Origin of the sequence: Micromonospora sp. RP3T, from assembly GCF_003027925.1 — a bacterium.
Lineage (GTDB): Bacteria > Actinomycetota > Actinomycetes > Mycobacteriales > Micromonosporaceae > Micromonospora.
Genome location: NZ_PYPS01000031.1, coordinates 25,612 through 49,415 on the forward strand (window position 1 = coordinate 25,612; position 23,804 = coordinate 49,415).

Below are 23,804 nucleotides of genomic sequence, written 5' to 3' on the forward strand. Positions count from 1 at the left end.
CCGCCGCCGAGCGAGACGCAGAGGTCAAATTCGTGGGATCCATCGCCACCAACCCCGAGGGCATCACCAACCCGCCGATCGACGAGCTGCTCGAGAAGACCACCTCGAAGTACGCGCTGGTCATCTTCGCCGCCAAGCGCGCGCGTCAGGTCAACGCCTACTACAGCCAGCTCGGTGAGGGCCTCCTGGAGTACGTCGGCCCGCTGGTGGAGACCACTCCGCAGGAGAAGCCGCTCTCCATCGCCATGCGTGAGATCAACTCGGGCCTGCTCACCGCCGAGCCGACCGACCAGCCGTAACTCCGCCCGCGCCGATGCCCGCCGAGATCGTCCTCGGGGTCGGCGGCGGCATCGCCGCCTACAAGGCGTGTGAGCTGCTCCGGCTCTTCACCGAGTCGGGTCACCGGGTCCGGGTCGTACCGACCGCGTCGGCGCTCCGCTTCGTCGGGGCGCCGACCTGGGCGGCGCTCTCCGGTCAGCCGGTCGCCGACGACGTCTGGTCCGACGTGCACGAGGTGCCGCACGTGCGCCTCGGGCAGCGCGCCGACCTGGTCGTGGTCGCGCCCGCCACCGCCGACCTGCTCGCCAAGGCCGCCCACGGCCTCGCCGACGACCTGCTCACCAACACGCTGCTGACCGCGCGCTGCCCGGTGCTGCTGGCGCCGGCCATGCACACCGAGATGTGGGAGCACCCGGCCACCGTGGCCAACGTGGCCACACTGCGGTCCCGGGGTGTGCGGGTGATCGAGCCGGCGGTCGGCCGGCTCACCGGCCGGGACACCGGCAAGGGCCGGCTGCCCGACCCGGCGGAGATCTTCGCGGTCGCCCGCCGGGCGCTGGCCCGTGGCGTCGCCGCCCCGGCCGATCTGGCCGGCCGGCACGTGGTGGTCACCGCCGGCGGCACCCGCGAGCCGCTCGACCCGGTCCGGTTCCTGGGCAACCGGTCCTCCGGCAAGCAGGGGTACGCGTTCGCCCGCGCCGCGGTCGCCCGGGGCGCCCGGGTGACGCTCGTCTCGGCCAACGTGGCGCTCGCCGACCCGGCCGGGGTGGACCTGGTCCGGGTCGGCACCACCGAGGAGCTGCGCGCCGCGACGCTGGCCGCCGCCGCCGACGCGGACGCCGTGGTGATGGCGGCCGCGCCGGCCGACTTCCGCCCGGCCAGCTACGCCACCGGCAAGATCAAGAAGTCCGAGGGTGGCCCCGCGCCGACCATCGAGCTGGTCACCAATCCGGACATCGCCGCCGAGCTGGGCCGGAACCGTCGCCCCGGCCAGGTGCTCGTGGTGTTCGCCGCGGAGACCCACGACGCGGAGGCCAACGGCCGGGCCAAGCTGGCCCGCAAGCGCGCCGACCTGATCGTGGTCAATGAGGTCGGCGTCGACAAGGTGTTCGGCGCGGAGACCAACGCCGCCGTCGTGATCGGTTCCGACGGGGCCGTGCACCGGTTCCCCGAGCAGCTCAAGGAGGCCCTGGCCGACGCCGTCTGGGACCTCGTGGCCGGCCGCCTGGACGGCCCGTCCTGACGGTTGGTCTCCGCACGTTTGCGAATGACGCCGGACACCCGGCGACTAAACTGTCGCGAGCGACCTTCAAACGTTTTTACATGCTTAGGAGTGCCGTGACACGTCTCTTCACGTCCGAATCGGTCACGGAAGGCCACCCGGACAAGATCGCCGACCAGATCAGCGACGGCATCCTCGACGCGTTGCTCGCACAGGACCCGCACAGCCGGGTCGCGGTGGAGACGCTGATCACCACGGGCCAGGTGCACGTCGCCGGCGAAGTGACCACCAAGGCGTACGCCGACATCCCGACCATCGTGCGGGAAACCATCCTCGGCATCGGCTACGACTCGTCGAAGAAGGGCTTCGACGGCGCGTCCTGCGGCGTGAGCGTCTCCATCGGCGCCCAGTCGCCGGACATCGCCCAGGGCGTGGACAACGCGTTCGAGCTCCGTACCGGCGGGTCGGAGAGCGCGCTGGACGCGCAGGGCGCGGGCGACCAGGGCATGATGTTCGGCTTCGCCTGCTCCGAGACGCCCGAGCTGATGCCGCTGCCGATCGCGCTGGCGCATCGGCTGGCCCGCCGGCTGGCGCAGGTCCGCAAGGACGGCACGATCCCCTACCTGCGGCCGGACGGCAAGACCCAGGTGACCATCGAGTACGACGGGCTGCGGCCGGTCCGCCTGAACACGGTGGTGGTGTCCAGCCAGCACGCGGCGGACATCTCGCTGGAGTCGTTGCTCACCCCGGACGTGCGCGAGCACGTGATCACCCCGGAGCTGGAGGGCCTCGAGCTGGACACCGAGGGGTACCGCCTCCTGGTGAACCCGACCGGCCGGTTCGAGATCGGTGGCCCGATGGGCGACGCCGGGCTGACCGGCCGGAAGATCATCGTGGACACCTACGGCGGGTACGCCCGCCACGGTGGCGGCGCGTTCTCCGGCAAGGACCCGTCGAAGGTCGACCGGTCGGCCGCGTACGCGATGCGGTGGGTGGCCAAGAACGTGGTCGCCGCCGGGCTGGCCGAGCGGTGTGAGGCGCAGGTCGCGTACGCGATCGGCAAGGCGCACCCGGTGAGCCTGTTCGTCGAGACCTTCGGCACCGAGACCGTGCCGGTGGCCCGGATCGAGAAGGCCGTCGCCGAGGTGTTCGACCTACGTCCGGCCGCCATCATCCGGGACCTGCACCTGCTGCGCCCGATCTACCGGCAGACCGCCGCGTACGGCCACTTCGGCCGGGATCTGGCGGACCTGACCTGGGAGGGCACCGACCGGGCCGCCGACCTCAAGTCGGCCGCGGGAGCCTGACCGCCGACACGCGCCGCGACCGGCGACCCGCTGCGGGGTCGCCGGTCGCTCGCGTCTGCGTGGACGTGCCGCTGCCGCACCTCGACCGCCCGTTCGACTACCTGGTCCCGGAGGCGCTGGACGCCGACGCCCGGCCCGGGGTGCGGGTGAAGGTCCGCTTCGCCGGCCAGCTCGTCGACGGCTGGCTGCTGGAGCGCGTCGCCGAGTCGGCGCATCCCCGGCTGGCGTACCTGGAGAAGGTCGTCTCCCCGGTGCCGGTGCTCTCCCCGGAGGTGGCCCGGTTGGCGCGGGCGGTCGCCGACCGGTACGCCGGCAGCCTGGCCGACGTGCTCCGGCTCGCCGTGCCGCCCCGGCACGCCCGCGCCGAGAAGGCCGCGACCGCCGCCGAGGCCGCCGAGGCGCCCGCGACCGGCTCCGCGCCTGAGCCCGCCACCGGGTCCGGGAGCGGGCCCCCGGTCGCCGCCGTCGATGAGGGCGTCGGCGAGAGCGCCGACGCGGCCGTCGCCGGCGGCGCCGGCGTGTCGGTCGACCCGCGCGGCTGGCGGGACTACCCGGCCGGACCGGCGCTGCTGCGCGCGCTCGCCGAGGGCCGGCCGGCCCGCGCGGTCTGGTCGGCGCTGCCGGGGGAGGACTGGGCCGACCGGTACGCGGACGCGGTGGCCGCCACCGTGGCCGGCGGCCGGGGCGCCGTGGTGGTGGTCGCGGACGGCCGGGACCTGGACCGGCTCGACGCCGCCCTGACCGCCGTGCTGGGCCCGGGCCGGCACGTCCGCCTCACCGCCGCCGACGGGCCGGCGCGTCGCTACCGCGCGTTCCTGGCCGCCCGCCGGGGTGAGGCGCCGGTGGTGATCGGCACCCGCGCGGCCATGTTCGCCCCGGTGGCACGGCTCGGCCTGGTGGCGGTCTGGGACGACGGCGACGACCTGCACGCCGAGCCCCGGGCGCCCTACCCGCACGCCCGCGAGGTGCTGCTCACCCGGGCGCAGCTCAGCGACGCGGGCGCGCTGGTCGGCGGGTACGCGCGGACCGCCGAGGCGCAGTTGCTGGTGGAGACCGGCTGGGCACGGGAGGTGGTCGCCGACCGGGCCACGGTACGGGCGCGGATGCCGGCGATGGCGCCCACCGGCGACGACCCGCAGTTGGCCCGGGACCCGGGCGCGGCCTCCGCCCGGCTGCCCAGCCTGGCCTGGACCACCGCCCGGGACGCGCTCCGCGCCGACCTGCCGGTGCTGGTGCAGGTGCCCCGACGCGGTTACCTGCCCTCGGTCGCCTGCGCCGAGTGCCGGGCTCCGGCCCGCTGCCCGCACTGCGCCGGCCCGCTCGCCCTGCCGTCGGCGCAGGGCACGCCCGCCTGTCGCTGGTGCGGCCGGGTCGCGGCCGCGTACGCCTGCCCGGAGTGCGGTGGGCGGCGGCTGCGCGCCTCGGTCACCGGCGCCCGGCGGACCGCCGAGGAGCTGGGCCGGGCGTTCCCGGGCGTGCCGGTACGGACCTCGGGGCGGGAGGAGGTGCTGGCCACGGTGCCCGGCGGCGCCGGCCTGGTGATCGCCACGCCGGGTGCCGAGCCGGTCGCCGAGGGCGGCTACGGCGCGGTGCTGCTGCTCGACTCGTGGGCGCTGCTCACCCGGGCCGACCTGCGGGCCGGGGAGGAGGCGCTGCGGCGCTGGCTGGCCGGCGCCGCGCTGGCCCGGGCCGGCGCGGTGGGCGGTCGGGTGGTGGTGGTCGCGGACGGCGCGCTGGCGCCGGTGCAGGCGTTGCTGCGGTGGGACGCGGCCTGGTTCGCCGCCCGCGAGCTGGCCGAGCGCCGGGAGTTGGGCTTCCCGCCGGCGGTGCGGATGGCCAGCGTCACCGGCGTGGCCGAGGCGGTGGCCGACCTGCTGGCCGGCGCCCGGCTGCCGGACGGCGCCGAGGTGCTCGGCCCGGTGCCGGCCGAGGAGGGCCGGGAGCGGATGCTGGTCCGGGTCCCGCGGTCCCGGGCGGGCGCGCTCGCCGGCGCGTTGCACGCCGCGGCCGGGCAACGCAGCGCCCGCAAGGCCGCCGAACCGGTCCGGCTCCAGGTCGACCCGCTGAGCCTGTTCTGAGCGGGCGCCGGGCGTGACGGAACGCACCCGGCCCCTCGCGTACGGTCGTGACCTGGGGTTTGTCGTACACCTGGTCCGGCAATTGGATAGCGGGCGGTGATAGCATCGCCCGTCATGCCCAGGCGCGCGGGATTTCCGCGCGGTACGCGGCGCGGCGGCTGCTCCGAGCACGTCGGGCCACACGGATTCGATGTCGTCAGTCAGCCGGTGAGCAGGGGTGGACCAGTCGTGACCGTTCGTCAGTCGATCGTCTTCAACGGTGATCTCGGCAGCGGCAAGAGCACCGTTTCCGTCGAGATCGCCAAGCGGCTGGGGCTGCGCCGGGTCAGCGTCGGCGACCTCTACCGGCAGATGGCGCAGGAGCGGCAGATGACCGCGCTCCAGCTCAACCTGCACGCCGAGCTGGACCAGGCGGTCGACGGCTACGTCGACCAGCTCCAGCGGGACATCGCCGCCTCCGGCGAGTCGCTGGTCATGGACTCCCGCCTGGCCTGGCACTTCTTCACCGACGCGCTCAAGGTGCACATGATCACCGAGCCGACCGAGGCGGCCCGGCGGGTGCTGGCCCGCCCGTCCGGCCCGGCGGAGAGCTACACCTCGCTGGAGGAGGCGCGGGCCAAGCTGCGGGAACGCAGCGAGAGCGAGCGCAACCGCTTCATCGTCCGGTACGGCGTCGACAAGGCCCGGCTGCGCAACTACGACCTGGTCTGCGACACCACCCGGGCCACGCCGGAGCAGGTGATCGCGCACGTCGTCGACGTGTACGAGGGCCGGCTCGGCGCCGACGTGCTGCGCGCCGGCCAGCCGCTGCTGCTGCTCGACCCGACCCGGGTCTACCCGACCGAGGACGTCGCCACGCTGCGCGGTCTCTGGGACGCGGAGCCGGCCGGCGAGGCGGGCCGGGCCGGCGACGAGCCGGTGGAGCCGCTGAGCATCGGCTACACCGGTGAGTACTTCTTCGTGGTCGACGGGCACCGGCGGCTCAGCGCCGCGGTGCGCGGCGGCCTCCCGATGGTCCCGGCCCGGCTGGTCGCCGAGGTCGACGAGCCGGTGGTCGGCGGGCTGAGCGCCGTCGACTTCTTCGCCGCCCAGGCCCGGCCGGCCCTGATCCACGACTGGGAGGACGCGCACGGCATCGCGCTGCCGCTGCCCGAGCACGCGCTGCTGGGCGGCGGCCCGGTGCTGGCCGGGGAGCCGGGCGCCGGCGCCTGACCGGCGGGGTCGCCCGAACCGGGCGAACCGGGGGATGATGGGGTCCTTCGATGCCTGGGAGGCCGCCCGTGGATCCTGCCGACGCCCTCGCACTGCTGATGTCCCCCGCGGGCCGGGTCGATCCCTACCCGACGTACGAACGGCTGCGGGCGCACGGCCCGGTGGTCCAGGCCGGCCCGGTCTTCTACGTGGTGACCGGGTACGCGGAGGCCGACGCGATCCTGCGGGACGCCCGGTTCGGGGTGATGGACGACGCCCTGCGGGACCAGTTCATGCCCGGCTGGCGGGAGAGCCCGGCGGTGCTGTCGATCTCCCGGTCGATGCTGCGCACCAACCCGCCCGACCACAGCCGGATGCGGCGGCTGGCCGCCGGCGCGTTCACCCCGCGCCGGATCGCCGCCATGCGCGGTGTGGTCGAGGCGCAGGCGGACGCGCTGATCGACGCCATGCTGGCCGCCGGCCGGGGCGGGGCGCCCGTCGACTTCATGGCCGCGTTCGCGTACCCGCTGCCGGTGGGGGTGATCTGCGCGTTGCTCGGCGTGCCGGCGGCGGACCGGCCGCTGTTCCGGCGCTGGGCCACCGACCTGACCGGCGTGCTGGAGCCGGAAATCACCCCGGACGAGCTGGCCGTCGCCGACCGCGGCGCGGCGGAGCTGCGCGCCTACTTCTCCGAGCTGGTCGCGGCCCGCCGCCGGGTCCCCGCCGACGACCTGACCACCGCGCTGGTGCAGGCGCACGACGCCGACGGCGAGCGGCTGTCGGGCGACGAGCTGCTGGCCAACCTGATCGTGCTGCTGGTGGCCGGCTTCGAGACCACCACCAACCTGCTCGGCAACGGCCTGGTGGCGCTGCTGGGCCACCCGGCCGCGGCGGCGGCGCTGCGCGAGCACCCGGAGCTCGCCCCCGGTCACGTCGACGAGCTGCTGCGCTACGACTCGCCGGTGCAGCTCACCTCCCGGATGAGCACCGCGCCCTCCCGGCACGGCGGCGTCGACCTGCCGCCGGAGAGCTGGATCATCGTGATGCTCGGCGCGGCGAACCGGGACCCCGCCCGGTTCCCCGAGCCGGCCCGCTTCGACCCCTGGCGCCCGCAGGTCCATCCGCTGTCCTTCGGCGCCGGCCCGCACTACTGCCTCGGCGCGGCGCTGGCCCGGCTGGAGGCACAGGTGGCGTTCCCGCTGCTGCTGCGCCGGCTGCCCGAGCTGGCCCTGGCCGGCCGGCCCGAACGGCGGGTCCGGCTCACCCTGCGCGGCTTCGCCACGCTGCCGGTCGCGCCGGGGCGGGAGGCGGCCCCGGTCACCGTTGCCGGTCCGCCGCCGGGGGCGGCCGGGCCGACTCCGTAGACTGGGGGCGCACCACCCGTCCCAGACAAGGAGCCCCGCCGCGTGACCGTTCAGCCCATCCGTCTGTTCGGCGATCCGGTGCTGCGCACGCCGGCCGACCCGGTGGTCGACTTCGACGCCGAGCTGCGCAAGCTGGTCGCCGACCTGACCGACACGATGCGTGAGCAGAACGGCGCCGGCCTGGCCGCGCCGCAGCTCGGAGTGAGCCTGCGGGTGTTCACCTTCGACGTCGACGACATGCTCGGCCACCTGGTCAATCCGGTGCTGGAGTTCCCTGACGAGGAGGAGCAGGACGGCCCGGAGGGCTGCCTCTCCATCCCCGGGCTCTACTTCGACACGAAGCGCCGGCAGAACGTGATCGCCAAGGGCTTCAGCGCCCACGGCGACCCGATGCAGATCGTCGGCACCGGCCTGATGGCCCGCTGCGTGCAGCACGAGACCGACCACCTCGACGGGGTGCTCTTCGTCGACCGGCTCGACGCGGCCGGCCGCAAGGAGGCCATGAAGGCGATCCGGCAGGCCGACTGGTACGACCAGGGCGCCCCGCCCACGGTCAAACTCAGCCCGCATCCCGTCAGCAACCCGTTCGGCCTGGGACGGTGACCGGGATGCGCCTGGTCTTCGCCGGCACGCCGGCGGTCGCCGTACCGGCCCTGGACGCGATCGCCGCCTCCGGCCACGAGCTGCTCGCCGTGGTCACCCGCCCCGACGCCCCCGCCGGCCGGGGTCGGGGGCTGCACCGCTCGCCGGTCGGCGCGTGGGCCGACGCGCACGGCGTGGAGGTGCTCACCCCGGCCCGGCCGCGCGAGCCGGAGTTCCTCGACCGGCTGCGCGCGCTCGCGCCGGACTGCGTGCCAGTGGTCGCCTACGGCGCGCTGGTGCCGCCGGTGGCGTTGGAGATCCCCCGGCACGGCTGGATCAACCTGCACTTCTCGCTGCTGCCCGCCTGGCGGGGCGCGGCTCCGGTGCAGCACGCCGTGCTGCACGGCGACGAGCTGACCGGGGCCAGCGTGTTCCAACTGGAGGCGGGGCTGGACACCGGGCCGGTCTTCGGCACGGTCACCGACGAGATCCGGCCCGCCGACACGTCCGGCGACCTGCTGGAGCGGCTGGCCCGGTCCGGCGCGGGGCTGCTGGTAGCGGTCCTGGACGCGATCGGCGCCGGCACCGCCCGGGCCGAGCCGCAGCCGGCCGACGGGGTCTCGCTGGCGCCGAAGCTGACCGTGGACGACGCCCGGGTCCGCTGGACCGATCCGGCGTTCGCGGTGGACCGGCGGGTGCGGGCCTGCACGCCGGCGCCCGGCCCGTGGACCACGTTCCGCGACGACCGGGTCAAGCTCGGCCCGGTCACCCCGCTGGCGAACGGCCCCGAGCTGAAGCCGGGTGAGCTGCTGGTGGAGAAGTCCCAGGTGCTGGTGGGCACCGCGACCGGGCCGGTGCGGCTCGGCGAGGTGCGCGCGGCCGGCAAGAAGGCCATGTCGGCCGGCGACTGGGCGCGCGGCGTCCGGGTCGCCACCGGCGAGGTGTTCTCATGAGTGCCGCGGAGCGGCCCGTCGAGGGTGAGCGCCCGCGGGGGTACGACCGCGGCACCGGCGACCGGCCGCGTGGCCCGGGTCGCGGCGGTGACCGGCCGTACCGGGGCGGCGCCGACCGGCGGGGCGGGCAGCGTCCGGTCCGGCCGACCGTGGACCTGCCCCGGCACGTCGCGTACGAGGCGTTGGCGGCGGTGCACCGCGACGACGCGTACGCCAACCTGGTGCTCCCGGCGATGCTGCGCGAGGCGGGGCTGAGCGGGCGGGACGCCGCGTTCGCCACCGAGCTGACCTACGGCACGCTGCGGCACACCGGCACGTTGGACGCGATCGTCACCGACGCGGCCGGCCGGGACGTGCAGCGGATCGACCCGCCGGTGCGGGACGCGCTGCGGCTCGGGGCGTACCAGTTGCTGCACACCCGGGTGCCGGCGCACGCGGCGGTGTCGTCCACGGTGGACCTGGTCCGCATGGTGGGGCCGGGCGCGACCGGGTTCGCCAACGCGGTGCTGCGGGAGATCGCCGGCCGGGACGCCGACGCCTGGGTGGCGAAGCTCGCCCCGGCCGAGGGCGTCGATCCGATCGGTCACCTCGCGCTGGCGTACAGCCATCCGCAGTGGATCGTGCGGTCGTTCGCCGAGGCGCTCGGCGGTGATCTGGGGGAGACCACCCGGCTGCTGATCGAGGACAATGAGCGCCCGCCGGTCCACCTGTGCGCCCGGCCGGGGCGGGCCGACGCGGTGGCGCTGGCCGACGAGGTCGGCGGCGCGCCCGGCGCGTTCTCGCCGTACGCGGTCTATCTTGCCGGCGGCGCGCCGGGCGACCTGGCGGCGGTCGTCGACGGGCGGGCCCACGTGCAGGACGAGGGCTCCCAACTGGTGGCGGACGCCCTGGCGAACGCGCCGGTGGACGGCCCGGACGGCCGTTGGCTGGACCTGTGCGCCGGTCCGGGCGGCAAGTCCGGTCTGCTCGGCGCGCTGGCCGCGCAGCGCGGGGCGCGGCTGACCGCGGTCGAGGTGGCGGAGCACCGGGCCCGGCTGGTCGAGCAGGCGACCCGGGGCCTGCCGGTCACGGTGCTGCACCTCGACGGGCGGGACGTCGGCGGTGACCCGAAGCTGCCGGAGGGGCACTTCGACCGGGTGCTGGTGGACGCGCCGTGCACCGGCCTGGGGGCGTTGCGTCGTCGGCCGGAGTCGCGCTGGCGCCGGCAGCCGGCGGACCTGCCGCCGTTGACCCGGTTGCAGCGCGAGCTGCTCACCGCGGCGCTGCGGGCGGTCCGTCCGGGCGGTGTGGTGGCGTACGTGACGTGTTCGCCACACGTGGTGGAGACGCACGTGACGGTGACCGAGGCGTCCCGGCGGTGTGGTTTCCCGGTCGACTTCGTGGACGCCCGCCCGCTGCTGCCGGCCGGCATGCCCGGCCTGGGTGACGGCCCGACGGTGCAGCTCTGGCCGCACCGGCACGGCACCGACGCGATGTTCCTGGCGGTGCTCCGCCGCGGCTGACCCGCGCCCACCCCTTGCCCCTCACCCCACCCCGTTTCCCGGTGCTGATTCACGGAAAGTGGTGGCATTTCGCGCGCCATGCCCACTCTTTCCGTGAACCAGCGGGGGGAGACGGGGTGGGGTGACGGCGGGGGAGACCCGCGTCGGGTGCATCTCGGGTGGGGGAGGGGGGTGGTGGGATGTGACGGGCCGTTGACTAAGTGATCGATGCATGTAACTGTTCCGATCACCGGTCCTCGGCCGTCACCCCCGCCCGCACGACCCCCACGAGGAGTCTCCATGAGACGCAGTACGCCGACCACGAGCCTCGCGCTCGCCCTCGTCGCCACCCTGACGACGGCGAGCCTGGCCGGCACCGCCTCCGCCTCCGCCGCGCCCGCTCCGGCCGCCCCCGCCCCGGCCGTCGCCGCGCTCGCCGCACCGGACGTCTCGCTGACCAACGTCCAGGCCCACCTCACCCAGCTCAACTCCATCGCCAGCAGCAACGGCGGCAACCGCCGGGCCGGCTCGGCCGGCTACGCCGCCTCGGTCAGCTACGTCAAGGGCAAGCTCCAGGCCGCCGGCTACACGGTCACCGAGCAGAACTGCACCACCTGCACGTACCCGGGCAGCAACCTGATCGCCGAGTGGCCGCAGGGCCCGGCCGACCAGGTCGTCATGTTCGGCGCGCACCTGGACAGCGTCTCCGCCGGCCCCGGCATCAACGACAACGGCTCCGGCTCGGCCACGCTGCTGGAGAACGCGCTGGTGCTGGCCGCGCAGAACCCGACCATGACCAAGCGGGTCCGGTTCGCCTGGTGGAACGGCGAGGAGCAGGGCCTCCAGGGCTCCAAGCACTACGTCAACCAGCTCAGCACCACCCAGCGGGGCTACATCAAGGGCTACTACAACTTCGACATGGTGGGCTCGCCCAACGGCGGCTACTTCATCAACCGGATCACCTCGGCCACCGCGGCGCCGCTGAAGGCGTACTGGGACTCGTTCGGCATCCAGCCGGAGGAGAACACCGAGGGGCAGGGCCGCTCGGACGACTACTCGTTCGCCAACGTCGGCATCCAGACCTCCGGCTACGCGGCCGGCGCCAGCTACACCAAGACCGCCGCCCAGGCCGCCAAGTGGGGCGGCACCTCCGGCGCGGCGTACGACGGCTGCTACCACCGCTCCTGCGACACCACCAGCAACATCAACACGACGGTGCTCAACCGCAGTGCCGACGGCGTGGCGTACGCGATCTGGGCGCTCGCGGTCGGCGGCGGCACGCCGGCCAACGACTTCTCCGTCGCGGTCAGCCCCACCTCCGGCAGCGTCGCCCGGGGCGGCTCCACCATCGCCACCGTCAGCACCGCCACCACCAGCGGCAGCGCCCAGACGGTGGCGTTGTCGGCCAGCGGCGCCCCGAGCGGCGTCACGGTCGGCTTCAGCCCGTCGTCGGTCACCTCCGGCGGCTCCGCCACCATGACGGTCAGCGCCTCGTCCACGGCGACCACCGGCACGTTCACGCTCACCGTCACCGGCACCGGCTCGGCCACCCGCACCGCCAGCTACACGATCACGGTGACCGGCGGCAGCGGCGGCTGCACCGCCGGACAGCTCATCGGCAACAGCAGCTTCGAGTCCGGCACCACGCCGTGGACGACCAGCTCCGGCGTGATCACCAACGACTCCGGCCAGGCGGCCCGGACCGGGTCCTACAAGGCGTGGCTGAACGGTTACGGCTCCTCGCACACCGACACGCTCTCCCAGTCGGTGACGCTGCCGACCGGCTGCACCAGCTACACGCTGGCGTTCTGGCTGCACATCGACTCGGCCGAGACCACCACCTCGACCGCGTACGACAAGCTGACCGTGCAGGTCGGCTCCACCACGCTGGCGACCTACTCGAACCTGAACAAGGCCACCGGCTACACCCAGCGCAGCTTCAACCTCGCCGGGTACGCCGGCCAGACGGTGACGCTCAAGTGGACCGGCGTCGAGGACGCCTCGCTCCAGACCAGCTTCGTCGTCGACGACGTGACGCTCCAGGTCGGCTGAGCGCGTGGGGGCGGGGTGGGCCGACGCCCGCCCCGCCCGCGGCTCAGGTGACCGGCAGCGCCGAGCCGCCGGCGCCCCGCACCGAGCGGGTCAGCGTCCGGTCGGAGACCCAGAGGAAGCACTGCACACCCCGGTCGCCGTCGCGCCACTGCTGCTCGTACGGGTGGTAGACGATGGTGCCGGCCCGGTACTGCATCTTCCCGTCGTTCGGCACCTTGGCGTACTTCGCGATCAGCCCCCGGCACGCCTTGTGCGCCCGCAGCGAGGTGCGCTGGAACTCGGCGTAGCTGATGTCGGGCGCCTGGTAGATCCCGACGAACTCGGCGTGGTGCTTCGCGGTGCAGGTCACCGGCCGCATGGCCTGCACCTCGTCCTTGCTCAGCTTCGGGTTGAAGCAGCCCAACGCCAGCGGAGAGCCGGGCTTGAGCGCGCCGCGCAGGCTGCCGGTACGGGCGGCCACGTTGCCCTCGTCCAGGTCGGTCACCTCGGCGACGTCGCAGCGGTACCAGCGGGCGCCGCCGGACCAGGCCAACGCGGACGGGAAGACCACGGAGAGCTGCAACCGCCCGGACCGCCAGTCCGCGCCGACGGCCCGGGTGACCTGCCGGGCGCACTCGGCGTGCGCGGAGCGCACGCCGGCCGAACCGGCGCGCGGCGGCGCGGAGCGACCGGCGTCCGGGCCGCCCAGCGTGCCCACGTGCAGCGTCTCGGCGCGGTGCGAGGCGGCGCAGTCGACCGGCTGGTAGCCGCTGAGGTAGCCGACGTCGGCGACGGTCGGGTGGCAGACGTCGGCCGCGGGCACGAAGCCCACCGGGGCGGCGAAGGCCGGCCACTCGTCGATGAGGTCGCGGTCCACCCCGGCCGGCGCGCTGCACCCGCCGACCGCCAGCACCGCCACCGCGCCCGCGGCGACCGCCGCCCACCATCGCCGCATCGCTACCGACCTCCCGCCGTCCGGAGCCGCCCGGCCGACCGGTACGCCTCGGCGACGCAGCATACGGCAACCGGGCTGGCGGCCGGTCGCACGAGGCGGCCGGCTCCCGACGGAACGGCGGTCAGATGATCGGCAGTCCCTCCGGGCCGGCGCCCCGCATCGAGCGGGTCAGTTTGCGGTCGTCGCTCCACAGGAAACAGCGCACCCCCCGGTCGCCCTCCTCCCACTCCCGCTGCGACGGCGGGTAGAAGATGGACCCGGCCCGGTACGGCAGTTCGGCATTGTCCGGCACGTTGGCGAACGCGGCGATCAACGTCATGCAGCGCCGGTGTGCGGCCGGCGCGCGCCGGGCGAACTCGGCCCAGCCCATGTCGCGTTCGGAGTAGACGCCGACGAACTCGGCCCGGTGCGGCTCGGTGCACAGCACCGGGGCCATGTAGTTGAGGTTCGCACCGATCAGCTTCGGGTCGAAGCAGCGGTGCACCAGCGGGTTGTCGCCGACCAGCGCGCCGCGCAGGCTGCCCACCCGGTTGACCGGCCGGGTGTTGTCGATGCTGTCGGTCTCGGCCAGGTCGCAGCGGAACCAGCGCGCGCCGGCCATCCAGGCGGTCGCCGGTGGCAGCGCGATGTTCAGGGTGAGCCGGGCGGCGTGCCAGTCCCCGCCGATCATCTCCCGGGCCCGCTGGTCGCACTCGGCCCGGGCGCCGCGCAGTTCGGGAGAGCCCGGCTCGGGGCGGGTGCCCTCGGCGGCCGAGCCGGTGAACGTGCCGACGTGCACCGCCTCGGCCAGGTGGCTGCCGGCGCAGTCCACCGTCTCGTACGTGGCCGCCTGCACCACGGCGGTGAGCCGCGGCAGGCACGCGTCGGTGGCCGGGACGAACAGCTGGGGCGCCGGCAGCGCCGCCCAGTCGTCGACGAGGTCCCCGTCGGCCCGGTGCGTCGGGGCGCAGCCGGCGAGCACCGCCGTCACGGCGCCGGCCAGCGTGAGGGCGTGGAGCCACCGTCGCATCGTCCGCTCCTTCGCCGGAGAGATGGCAACCGGTCGCCGCGGCCCGTGCGGCGTCCCCCGCGCCCGGGCGTGCAGCATATGTGACCGTCCCTGTAGGAGTTTCGTCATCTTTCAATCGATCGGCCAGTCACCGGCGACTATTCGTGTCGATTTCTGCCCCGGACGGCGGAATTCTGCACCGAAGGTGACGAGAGGGTCACAGTAGGTCCTTCGTGGTGCCGCGCCGCAGCCGGGGGAGGACCGCGTTCGTACACTGGCCCCGTGACCGTACCGCCGCCCGTCGTCGCGCCCAGCATCCTGGCCGCCGATTTCGCCCGCCTCGCCGACGAGGTTCGCGCCGTGGAGTCCGCCGCCGACTGGCTGCACGTGGACGTCATGGACAACCACTTCGTGCCCAACCTGACCATCGGCCTGCCGGTGGTGCAGAGCCTGCGCGCCGTCACCGAGATCCCGTTCGACGTGCACCTCATGATCGAGGATCCGCGCCGCTGGGCCCCCGGGTACGCCGACGCCGGCGCGTACAACGTCACGTTCCACGCCGAGGCGTGCGACGACCCGGTGGCGTTGGCCAAGGACCTGCGCTCGGCCGGGGCCAAGGCGGGGCTGGCGATCGACCGGGACACCCCGATCGAGCCGTACCTGGACCTGCTGCCCAGCTTCGACACGCTGCTGATCATGACGATCAAGGCCGGCTTCGGCGGCCAGCGGTTCCTGCCGGCGCTGCTGGACAAGGTGCGCGCCGCCCGCCGCCACGTCGACAGCGGCCACCTGGAGCTGCGCATCGAGGTCGACGGCGGCATCGCCGCGGACACCATCGAGCAGGCCGCCGCCGCCGGCGCCGACGCGTTCGTCGCCGGCACCGCGGTCTACGGCGCGGACGACCCGGCCGAGGCGGTACGCCGCCTGCGGGGCCTGGCGGAACGTGCGATGACCGGGGCCTGAGATGGACGCGGCCGGCGACCGACCCGACGTCATCCTGGTCGTCGACGACGACGAGGACATCGCCCGCTTCGTCGAGTTCAACCTGCGCCTGCACGGCTTCGAGGTGCTGCACGCCGCCGACGGCCAGGAGGCGTTGGAGGTGATCGAGCGGCAACGGCCGGACCTGGCCGTGGTCGACCTCATGATGCCCCGCGTGGACGGGCTGGAACTGACCCGCCGGCTGCGCGCCGACCCGATGACCTCGGCGCTGCCGGTGATCATGCTGACCGCCAAGGGGATGACCTCCGACAAGGTCAACGGCCTCAGCGCCGGCGCGGACGACTACCTGGTCAAGCCGTTCGACACCGCCGAGCTGGTCGCCCGGGTCAGCTCCACGTTGCGTCGCAACAAGGAGTTCCGGGAGGTCTCCCCGCTGACCGGCCTGCCCGGCAACAGCCGCATCCGGCGGGAGATCAGCGACCGGGTGCGCAGCGGCGTGGACTACGCCGTCGGCTACGTCGACATCGACCGGTTCAAGAGCGTCAACGACCGGTACGGCTTCGTCCGCGGCGACGAGTTCATCTCCGCGCTGGCCCGCAGCCTGCACCGCGCGGTGGTGTCGATCGGGTTGCCGCCGGCCTTCCTCGGCCACGTCGGCGGTGACGACTTCGTCATCGTCTGCGCCCCGCCCCAGGTCCGGCCGCTGACCAGCCGGGCGGTGGTCGACTTCGAGAACGCCGCCGACACGCTCTACGACCCCACCGACGCCGAACGCGGCTTCGTCGAGCTGAAGGACCGGCGGGGCAACATCCGCCGGGCCGCGCTGGTCACGCTCTCCATCGGCGTGTCGCTGTCCGACAGCGGCAAGCGGTTCACCGACCCGCTGGAGGCCATCGCCGTGGCCTCGGAGATGAAGACGGTGGCCAAGAGCCAACCCGGGTCGTACGTCGCGGTCGACCGCCGCCGCGGAGTTACGTGATCGTGCGGTCCTGCTGTGAGGTAGCTCGCGCGGGTGGCGCGCGCCGCCGCGGAACGTGTAAGACTTCCGGAGTACCCACCACGCGCTGGCGGGGCTCGGTGAAATTCCGAACCGGCGGTGATCCACGGTCCGACCGTGGTAAGCCCGCGACCCGGACGGCTTCGGCCGGACGGTGGACCTGGTGAGAATCCGGGGCCGACGGTTGGGGTGCGGCTCGTCCGCTCCCCAGAAAGTCCGGATGGGAGACAGCGCGCGGAACGGGGGAGGCCCTGCCGGCCGCTGAGCACCCTCAGCCGCGCCCGTGGGCTCCCCGGGGTCGGCCGACGCCGTCCCCGGGTTCTCCGCCGCCGCGTGTCCGCGGCCCTCGTGCCGTCGCTCCCCACCCCGCCCGCGCGTGACCGGCGAGCGGAAGGGCAGGGCGGGCCATGGCGAGCGTCTCCGTCGACGAGGCGATGCGTCGCGCCGTCACGCTGGCCGCCCGCGGCCTCGGCGCCACCAGCCCCAACCCGGTCGTCGGCTGCGTGCTGCTCGATCCCGACGGCGAGGTCGTCGGCGAGGGCTTCCACGCGTACGCCGGCGGACCGCACGCCGAGATCGTCGCGCTGGCGCAGGCCGGCACCCGGGCCCGTGGCGGGACCGCGGTGGTCACGCTGGAACCCTGCGACCACACCGGCCGCACCGGCCCCTGCAGCCACGCGCTCATCGCCGCCGGCGTCACCCGCGTGGTGATCGCCGTGCCCGACCCGAACCCGGTGGCCTCCGGCGGCGCGGCCACGCTGCGCGCCGCCGGCGTCCAGGTCGCGTTCGGGGTACGCGCCGAGGAGGCCGAGGCCGGCAACGTCGCCTGGCTCACCTCGATGCGCCGTGGCTGGCCGTACCTGATCTGGAAGTACGCGGCCACGCTCGACGGGCGCTCCGCCGCCGCCGACGGCACCAGCATGTGGATCACCTCGGAGGCGGCCCGCACCGACGTGCACGCGCTGCGCGGCACCGTCGACGCGGTGCTCGCCGGGGTGGGCACCGTGCTCACCGACGACCCCCGGCTCACCGCCCGTAACCTGCGCGACGGCACGCTCGCCATCCGGCAGCCGCTGCGGGTGGTGGTGGACAGCTCGGGGCGTACCCCGGTCGACGCCCGGGTCCGCGACGGCGCGGCCCGGACCTGGGTGGCCACCGCCGCGGAGGTCGGGGCCGGCCCGGACGGCCGGGTCGACCTGGCGGCGCTCCTGGCCGAGCTGCACCACCGCGGCGTGCGGGCCGCGCTGCTGGAGGGCGGTCCCACGCTGGCCGGCGCGTTCCTCGCCGCCGGCCTGATCGACAAGATCGTCGGCTACGTCGCGCCGAAGCTGCTCGGCGCTGGCCCGACCGCGCTGGGCCATGCCGGCGTGACGTCCATCGCCGACGCCGTCGACCTGGAGATCACCGACGTTACGCAGGTCGGTCCCGACCTGCGGATCACCGCGCTGCCCCGGAAGAGGGAGGCCTGACATGTTCACCGGCATCGTCGAGGAGCTGGGCGAGATCGTCCGGAGCACCGAGACCGGCGACGACTCGGCGCTGGTCGCCATCCGCGGCCCGCTCGTCACCTCGGACGCCCGGCACGGCGACTCCATCGCGGTCAACGGGGTCTGCCTGACCGTGGTCGACGTCGACGGCGGCGTCTTCACCGCCGACGTGATGGGTGAGACGCTGCGCCGCACCGCGCTCGGGGCGCTGCGCCCCGGCGACGCGGTCAACCTGGAACGGGCCGCCGCGCTGAACAGCCGGCTCGGCGGGCACCTGGTACAGGGGCACGTCGACGGCGTCGGCGAGGTCGTCGACCGGGAGCCGGCCGCGCAGTGGGAGACGGTCCGGTTCCGGCTGCCCGCCGAGCTGGCCCGCTACGTGGTGGAGAAGGGCTCGATCACCGTCGACGGCGTGTCGCTGACCGTCGCGGAGGTGGGCGACGACTGGTTCTCGGTCGGCCTGATCCCCACCACGCTCAAGCTCACCGTGCTCGGCGGCAGACAGGTCGGCGACCCGGTCAACCTGGAGGTGGACGTGCTGGCCAAGTACGTCGAGCGGCTGCTGGGCGGTGCCCGGTGACCGGCCCGCTCGGCTGGCTGCTCGACGCCCAGGTGCACGTCGTTGGCTCGCCGGTGCTGGTCCGGGAGATCGTCGGCAACGTCTTCGGGCTCGTCTCGGCGCTGCTCGGGCTGCGCCGGGTGGTCTGGGCCTGGCCGGTCGGCATGATCGGCAACGGGCTGCTGTTCACCGTGTTCCTCGGCGGCGTCTTCGCCACCCCGCAGGCGCACGACCTCTACGGCCAGGCCGGCCGGCAGGTCTTCTTCTTCGCGGTGAGCGTCTACGGCTGGTGGCGCTGGTCGCGCAACCGCCGAGTCGGCGACGGCGCGGAGCCGGCCGTGGTGCCGCGCTGGGCGACCGGCCGGGAACGGCTGGCCCTGCTCGCCGCCGCCGCCGTGGGCACCGCCGCCGCCTATCCGGTGCTGGCCGCGCTCGGCTCGTGGGGGCCGTTGCCGGACGCCTGGATCCTGGTCGGCAGCCTGCTCGCCACGTACGGCATGGCCCGCGGCTGGGTGGAGTTCTGGCTGGTCTGGATCGCCGTCGACGCGGTCGGCGTGCCCCTGCTGCTCCGCGGCGGCTTCTACCCGTCGGCCGCCATGTACCTGGTCTACGGCGCGTTCTGCGCGGCCGGCTTCTACGCCTGGTGGCGCACGTCGCGGACCGTCACGCGGACCCGGATCCCGGCGACGTACTCGGAGGTCGTGGCATGAGCAGTTTCGGTTCGATCGAGCAGGCGGTGGCGGACGTGGCCGCCGGCCGGCCGGTGGTCGTGGTCGACGACGAGGGCCGGGAGAACGAGGGTGACCTGATCTTCGCGGCCGAGCTGGCCACCCCGGAGCTGGTCGCGTTCATGGTCCGCCACACCTCGGGCTACATCTGCGTGCCGTTGACCGAGGCCGAGTGCGACCGGCTGGACCTGCCGCCGATGCACCACACCAACCAGGACCGGCGCGGCACCGCGTACACGGTGACGGTGGACGCCCGTGAGGGCGTCAGCACGGGCATCTCGGCCGCCGACCGGTCGCACACCATCCGGCTGCTCGCCGACGCCGGCACCGACCCGACCGACCTGGCCCGCCCCGGCCACGTGGTGCCGCTGCGCGCCCGCGCCGGCGGGGTGCTGCGCCGGCCCGGGCACACCGAGGCGGCGGTGGACCTGACCCGGCTGGCCGGGTTGCGTCCGGCCGGGGTGCTCTGCGAGCTGGTCAACGACGACGGCACCATGATGCGCGTGCCGGATCTGGAGAAGTTCTGCGCCGAGCACGGGCTGACGCTGATCACCATCGCCGACCTGATCGCGTACCGGCGGCGGACCGAGAAGCAGGTGGAGCTGGCCGCCGAGGCGCGGATGCCCACGCCGTACGGCGTCTTCACGGCGCTCGGCTACCGGGCCGAGCACGACCCGGCCGAGCACGTCGCGCTGGTCTTCGGTGACCTCGGCGACGGCCGGGACGTGCTGGTCCGGGTGCACTCCGAGTGCCTCACCGGAGACGTGTTCGGCTCGCTGCGCTGCGACTGCGGCCCGCAGTTGCAGGGCGCGCTGGCCCGGGTCGCCCGGGAGGGCCGTGGGGTGGTGCTCTACGTGCGCGGGCACGAGGGGCGCGGCATCGGCCTGCTGCACAAGCTCCAGGCGTACCAGTTGCAGGACCAGGGGCGCGACACCGTGGACGCGAACCTCGACCTGGGGCTGCCGGCCGACGCGCGGGACTACGGCACCGGCGCGCAGATCCTCTACGACCTCGGCGTGCGCTCGATGCGGCTGCTGACGAACAACCCGGCCAAGCGGGCCGGCCTGGAGGGGTACGGCCTGACCGTGACCGGCCGGGAGGGGCTGCCCGTGTCGTCGAACCCGGAGAACGTGCGCTACCTGCGCACCAAGCGGGACCGGATGGGCCACCTGCTGGACGGGCTGGACGAGGTGACCGAGGCGCCGATGGGCCGCCCGGTCGCCGGTGACGAGATCGGAGCGTAGGGACGATGGCGGGTTTCGGGGAGCCGGGCGTCACCGCGGTGGACGCCGCCGGGCTGACCGTCGGCGTGGTGGCCGCGCGCTGGCACGGCGAGCTGACCGATCACATGGTGGAGCGCGCGGTGGCCGCCGCGCAGGCGTGCGGCGCGCGGGCCGTGGTGGCCCGGGTGGCCGGCTCGGTGGAGCTGCCGGTGGTGGCGCAGGCGATGGCCCGCCGCCACGACGTGGTGGTCGCGCTCGGCGTGGTGGTACGCGGCGCGACCGCCCACTTCGACTACGTCTGCCGGTCGGTCACCGACGGGCTGACCCGGGTGGCGCTGGACGAGGGCCGGCCGGTGGCGCACGGGGTGCTCACCGTGGACACCATCGAGCAGGCCCGGGACCGGGCCGGGCTGCCCGGCTCGGCCGAGGACAAGGGCTGGGCCGCCACGGTGGCCGCGCTGGACGCCGCACTGGCCATCCGCGCCCTGGACGCCACCGCCGCCCCCCGCCTCGGCTTCGCCTGACCGGGCCGACAGCAGGGTGTGGCCGGCCTGCCCGGTGGACGCGGGCGGACCCGGTGCGCGGGCTCACCGGGGGCGGCTGGAAGAATCGCGTGTCGTGAAGACGTTCGAGGAGTTGTTCGCCGAGCTGCAGGCCAAGGCCGCCGCCGGCACCCCGGGCTCGGGCACGGTCGACGCGCTCGCCAAGGGCGTGCACTTCATCGGCAAGAAGGTCGTCGAGGAGGCGGCCGAGTCGTGGATGGCGGCCGAGCACGAGGGCCCGGAACGGGCCGCCGAGGAGATCTCCCAGCTGCTCTACCAGGCGCAGGTGCTGATGCTGGCCACCGGCCTGGAGCTGAAGGACGTCTACCGACATCTGTGAGTGCCCGTCCGCTGATCATCCGATCGAACGAAGGAGCACTCCCATGCTGCGTGTCGCCGTACCCAACAAGGGCGCCCTGGCCGAGTCGGCCGCCGGGATGCTGCGCGAGGCGGGCTACCGCCAGCGCACCGACCCGAAGGACCTGGTCTGCCGGGACGAGCCCAACGACATCGAGTTCTTCTACCTGCGCCCCAAGGACATCGCCACCTACGTCGGCTCCGGCGACCTGGACGTCGGCATCACCGGGCGGGACCTGCTGATCGACTCCGGCGCGCCGGCCGAGGAGGTGGTGGACCTCAACTTCGGGCGGGCCACCTTCCGGTTCGCCGCCCGCCCCGACGACGTCGCCTCCGTGCAGCAGCTCGGCGGGCACCGGATCGCCACCGCGTACCCGGGTCTGGTCGAGCGGCACCTGGCCGAGCTGGACGTCAAGGCGGAGGTGATCCGGCTCGACGGGGCGGTGGAGAACGCCATCCGCCTCGGCGTGGCCGACGTGGTCGCCGACGTGGTGGAGACCGGCGCCACGCTGCGCCAGGCCGGCCTGGTGGTCTTCGGCGAGCCGCTGCTGCGTTCCTCGGCGGTGCTGGTGCGGCGGGCCGGCACGCCCGGCAGCGCCCAGCAGGAGCAGCTCGAGCGCCGCCTGCACGGCGTGCTGGTCGCCCGCCGCTACGTGATGCTCGCCTACGACGTGCCGGCCGGGCTGCTCGACCGGGCCAGCTCGCTCACCCCGGGCATCGAGTCGCCGACCGTCTCGCCGCTGCACCGGGAGGGCTGGGTCGCGGTGCAGGCGATGGTGCTCCGCGACGACGTCCACCGGATCATGGACGAGCTGTACGAGCTGGGCGCCCGGGCGATCCTGGTCACCAACATCCACGCCTGCCGGCTGTGAGGCCGCTGCCGCTCCCGGCCGCGCTGGCCGTTGTCGTCCTGGGCGGCGTGGCCTCGGCCGCCCAGGGCGTGGTCAACGCCGAGCTGGGGGAGCGGACCGGCGACCCGGTGCTCGGCGCGGTGGTCAACAACCTGGGTGGCTGCCTGGTCGTGCTGGTCGGGCTGGCGGTGGTGCCGTCGATGCGGGCCGGGCTGGCCGCGCTGCGCCGGGCCGGGCTGCCGTGGTGGTCGTTCCTGGGCGGGGTGGGCGGGGCGGTGATCGTGCTGACCGCCCCGGTGGTGGTGCCGGTGCTCGGGGTGGCGGTGTTCACCATCGCCCAGGTGGCCGGCGGCAGCCTCGGCGGCCTGGCCGTGGACCGGGCCGGGCTGGCCGCCACCGGACGGCTGCCGCTCGCCGCGCCCCGGGTGGCCGGCGCGCTGCTCGGCATCGGCGCGGTGGCCCTGGCGCAGCTCGGCCGGCCGGTGGGTGACCTGGCCGTCGGCCTGGTGCTGCTCTCCGTGGTGGGCGGGCTGGCGGTGGCCCTCCAGTCCGCGCTCAACGGTCGGATCGCGGCCGGGATCGGGCCGGCCGCCGGGCTCGCGATCAACTTCGTGGTCAGCACCACGGTGATCGGCGCGGTGGCGGTGCTGGTCGGCGCGTTCGCCGACCAGCCGCGCTGGCCGACCCAGTGGTGGCTCTACGTGGGCGGTCTGTTCGGCGTCGGCATCGTGCTCGCGCTGCTGGTCGGGGTGCGGGCCGCCGGGGTGCTGCGGACCGGCCTGGCGCTGGTGGCCGGGCAGCTCGGCGGCGCGCTGCTGCTGGATCTGGCGCTGCCCGACGGCCCCGGCGTCCGGCTGCCGGTGCTGGCCGGCGCCGTGCTCACGCTGCTGGCGATGCTGGTGGCGGGCGTCCGGCGGCGCGGTCCGGCCCGTGTGGCGGCCGAACGCGAGCGCGAGCCGGATGGCAGACTGGTCGGGTGAGCGATTCCGTGGTGACCGTGCGGCCCCGCCGCGTCCGGGTGGTCTGCTGGGCGGCGGCCGTCACGCTGCTGGTGGTGTTCAGCCTCGTCGCGACGTCCCTGACCGGCGCGACCGGCGACGGTTACGGCTCGTTCCAGCGCGGCGACCAGTTCGCCATGATCGGCCTGGGCGTCTTCGGCGCGCTCGGCTTCCTGCTGTTCACCCGTCCCCGCGTGGTCGCCGACGCCCGGGGGGTCCGGGTGCGCAACGTGGTCGGCTCCTACGAGCTGCCGTGGGAGGTGATCCGCGGGGTCCGGTTCGACCGGGGCGCTCCGTGGGCCAGCCTGGAGTTGCACGACGACGACCTGCTGCCGATGGTGGCGCTCCAGGCCGCCGACAAGGAGAGCGCGGTCGAGGCGGTCCGCGCGCTGCGCCGCCTGCATCAGGCGCACCTGGCCACGCTGGCCGCTGGGCAGTCCGCGCCCCGCTGACCTGCGGGCCCGGTTTGGGTGGGCCTGGGTCGAGGGTGTAGTGTTGCGGGGTCGACCAGACTGCCCCCGTCCCTGACGTGCGGGTGGTCGCTGAAGCGGAGCGCCCGCTCCCACCCGAGTCGCCGTCCAGGTGTCCGGGTCCGGTCCCCGGTTTCGGGCACGTCCCGATCCCGGATGCGCGATCCTGTGATCGTGCCGACCGGTCGAGTGGGCCCTGGCATACGCCGGGGCCTTCTG

The 23,804-nt window shown here is 74.6% G+C and carries 23 protein-coding genes and 1 riboswitch; of the genes, 21 read left to right on the forward strand and 2 right to left on the reverse strand.

The genetic code is table 11. The annotated features are described in order from the left end of the window. The first annotated feature begins 32 nt into the window (after positions 1-32). From rpoZ to C8054_RS23110, 10 genes are all read left to right on the forward strand, one after another. Positions 33-299 (forward strand): DNA-directed RNA polymerase subunit omega, encoded by a 267-nt coding sequence (rpoZ, locus tag C8054_RS23065; RefSeq protein ID WP_025617742.1) that lies wholly within the window; start codon positions 33-35, stop codon positions 297-299. Positions 300-313: 14 nt separating this feature from the next. After that, a complete protein-coding gene (gene coaBC / locus C8054_RS23070; RefSeq protein ID WP_107160059.1) occupies positions 314-1,522 on the forward strand; it encodes a bifunctional phosphopantothenoylcysteine decarboxylase/phosphopantothenate--cysteine ligase CoaBC in 1,209 nt (402 codons plus the stop codon). An 80-nt stretch (positions 1,523-1,602) separates the two neighbouring features. Beyond that, on the forward strand, positions 1,603-2,808 hold the full coding sequence (metK, locus tag C8054_RS23075; RefSeq protein WP_107160061.1) for a methionine adenosyltransferase: 1,206 nt from the start codon (positions 1,603-1,605) through the stop codon (positions 2,806-2,808). A 59-nt stretch (positions 2,809-2,867) separates the two neighbouring features. Continuing rightward, entirely contained in the window at positions 2,868-4,886 is a 2,019-nt protein-coding gene (locus C8054_RS23080; protein ID WP_107160064.1) for a primosomal protein N', read from the forward strand. A gap of 228 nt (positions 4,887-5,114) precedes the next feature. Next, entirely contained in the window at positions 5,115-6,098 is a 984-nt protein-coding gene (locus C8054_RS23085) for an AAA family ATPase (RefSeq protein ID WP_107160067.1), read from the forward strand. A gap of 68 nt (positions 6,099-6,166) precedes the next feature. Next, positions 6,167-7,441, forward strand: coding sequence for a cytochrome P450 (locus C8054_RS23090; protein ID WP_199199888.1), 1,275 nt, complete (start codon positions 6,167-6,169; stop codon positions 7,439-7,441). Positions 7,442-7,483: 42 nt separating this feature from the next. After that, entirely contained in the window at positions 7,484-8,044 is a 561-nt protein-coding gene (gene def / locus C8054_RS23095) for a peptide deformylase (protein ID WP_107160071.1), read from the forward strand. Positions 8,045-8,049: 5 nt separating this feature from the next. Next, positions 8,050-8,976, forward strand: a complete 927-nt coding sequence (gene fmt / locus C8054_RS23100; RefSeq protein ID WP_107160073.1) for a methionyl-tRNA formyltransferase — start codon at positions 8,050-8,052, stop codon at positions 8,974-8,976. After that, entirely contained in the window at positions 8,973-10,478 is a 1,506-nt protein-coding gene (locus tag C8054_RS23105; protein ID WP_107160075.1) for an RsmB/NOP family class I SAM-dependent RNA methyltransferase, read from the forward strand. The genes fmt and C8054_RS23105 overlap by 4 nt, the downstream gene beginning before the upstream one ends. 279 nt (positions 10,479-10,757) lie before the next feature. After that, the gene (locus C8054_RS23110) at positions 10,758-12,509 is read left to right on the forward strand and encodes a M28 family metallopeptidase (RefSeq protein WP_107160077.1); all 1,752 of its coding nucleotides are present in this window, start codon (positions 10,758-10,760) and stop codon (positions 12,507-12,509) included. 43 nt (positions 12,510-12,552) lie between these two features. On the opposite strand, the gene C8054_RS23115 is transcribed toward C8054_RS23110, so the two are convergent. Further along, the gene (locus C8054_RS23115; protein ID WP_107160079.1) at positions 12,553-13,443 is read right to left on the reverse strand and encodes a septum formation family protein; all 891 of its coding nucleotides are present in this window, start codon (positions 13,441-13,443) and stop codon (positions 12,553-12,555) included. A 121-nt stretch (positions 13,444-13,564) separates the two neighbouring features. Continuing rightward, entirely contained in the window at positions 13,565-14,452 is an 888-nt protein-coding gene (locus C8054_RS23120) for a septum formation family protein (protein WP_107160081.1), read from the reverse strand. 261 nt (positions 14,453-14,713) lie between these two features. Here C8054_RS23120 and rpe point away from each other — a divergent pair, with 261 nt between their 5' ends. The 11 genes from rpe to C8054_RS23175 all read left to right on the forward strand — a co-directional run bounded on the left by rpe (position 14,714) and on the right by C8054_RS23175 (position 23,567). Beyond that, positions 14,714-15,394 carry a ribulose-phosphate 3-epimerase gene (gene rpe, locus C8054_RS23125; protein WP_107160083.1) on the forward strand — a complete coding sequence of 227 codons (681 nt, stop codon included), beginning with the start codon at positions 14,714-14,716 and terminating at the stop codon, positions 15,392-15,394. Position 15,395: 1 nt separating this feature from the next. Further along, positions 15,396-16,352: a response regulator gene (locus C8054_RS23130; protein ID WP_107160085.1), complete on the forward strand. Its 957-nt coding sequence runs from the start codon at positions 15,396-15,398 to the stop codon at positions 16,350-16,352. A gap of 80 nt (positions 16,353-16,432) precedes the next feature. Beyond that, positions 16,433-16,606, forward strand: a riboswitch (FMN riboswitch). A gap of 171 nt (positions 16,607-16,777) precedes the next feature. After that, a complete protein-coding gene (gene ribD / locus C8054_RS23135; RefSeq protein ID WP_107160087.1) occupies positions 16,778-17,839 on the forward strand; it encodes a bifunctional diaminohydroxyphosphoribosylaminopyrimidine deaminase/5-amino-6-(5-phosphoribosylamino)uracil reductase RibD in 1,062 nt (353 codons plus the stop codon). A 1-nt stretch (position 17,840) separates the two neighbouring features. Next, entirely contained in the window at positions 17,841-18,437 is a 597-nt protein-coding gene (locus C8054_RS23140) for a riboflavin synthase (protein WP_107160089.1), read from the forward strand. Further along, positions 18,434-19,126 carry a nicotinamide riboside transporter PnuC gene (pnuC, locus tag C8054_RS23145; RefSeq protein ID WP_107160091.1) on the forward strand — a complete coding sequence of 231 codons (693 nt, stop codon included), beginning with the start codon at positions 18,434-18,436 and terminating at the stop codon, positions 19,124-19,126. The genes C8054_RS23140 and pnuC overlap by 4 nt, the downstream gene beginning before the upstream one ends. Next, positions 19,123-20,388 (forward strand): bifunctional 3,4-dihydroxy-2-butanone-4-phosphate synthase/GTP cyclohydrolase II, encoded by a 1,266-nt coding sequence (locus C8054_RS23150; protein ID WP_107160093.1) that lies wholly within the window; start codon positions 19,123-19,125, stop codon positions 20,386-20,388. Before pnuC ends, C8054_RS23150 begins: the two co-directional genes overlap by 4 nt. Before the next feature lie 5 nt (positions 20,389-20,393). Beyond that, on the forward strand, positions 20,394-20,891 hold the full coding sequence (gene ribH / locus C8054_RS23155) for a 6,7-dimethyl-8-ribityllumazine synthase (protein WP_107160095.1): 498 nt from the start codon (positions 20,394-20,396) through the stop codon (positions 20,889-20,891). Between the two features lie 94 nt (positions 20,892-20,985). Then, on the forward strand, positions 20,986-21,249 hold the full coding sequence (locus C8054_RS23160; RefSeq protein ID WP_043324932.1) for a phosphoribosyl-ATP diphosphatase: 264 nt from the start codon (positions 20,986-20,988) through the stop codon (positions 21,247-21,249). Positions 21,250-21,292: 43 nt separating this feature from the next. Further along, positions 21,293-22,138 (forward strand): ATP phosphoribosyltransferase, encoded by an 846-nt coding sequence (gene hisG / locus C8054_RS23165; RefSeq protein WP_107160097.1) that lies wholly within the window; start codon positions 21,293-21,295, stop codon positions 22,136-22,138. Continuing rightward, positions 22,135-23,097, forward strand: coding sequence for a DMT family transporter (locus tag C8054_RS23170; RefSeq protein ID WP_107160099.1), 963 nt, complete (start codon positions 22,135-22,137; stop codon positions 23,095-23,097). Before hisG ends, C8054_RS23170 begins: the two co-directional genes overlap by 4 nt. Next, positions 23,094-23,567, forward strand: coding sequence for a PH domain-containing protein (locus C8054_RS23175; RefSeq protein ID WP_199199889.1), 474 nt, complete (start codon positions 23,094-23,096; stop codon positions 23,565-23,567). Before C8054_RS23170 ends, C8054_RS23175 begins: the two co-directional genes overlap by 4 nt. Positions 23,568-23,804: the final 237 nt, after the last annotated feature.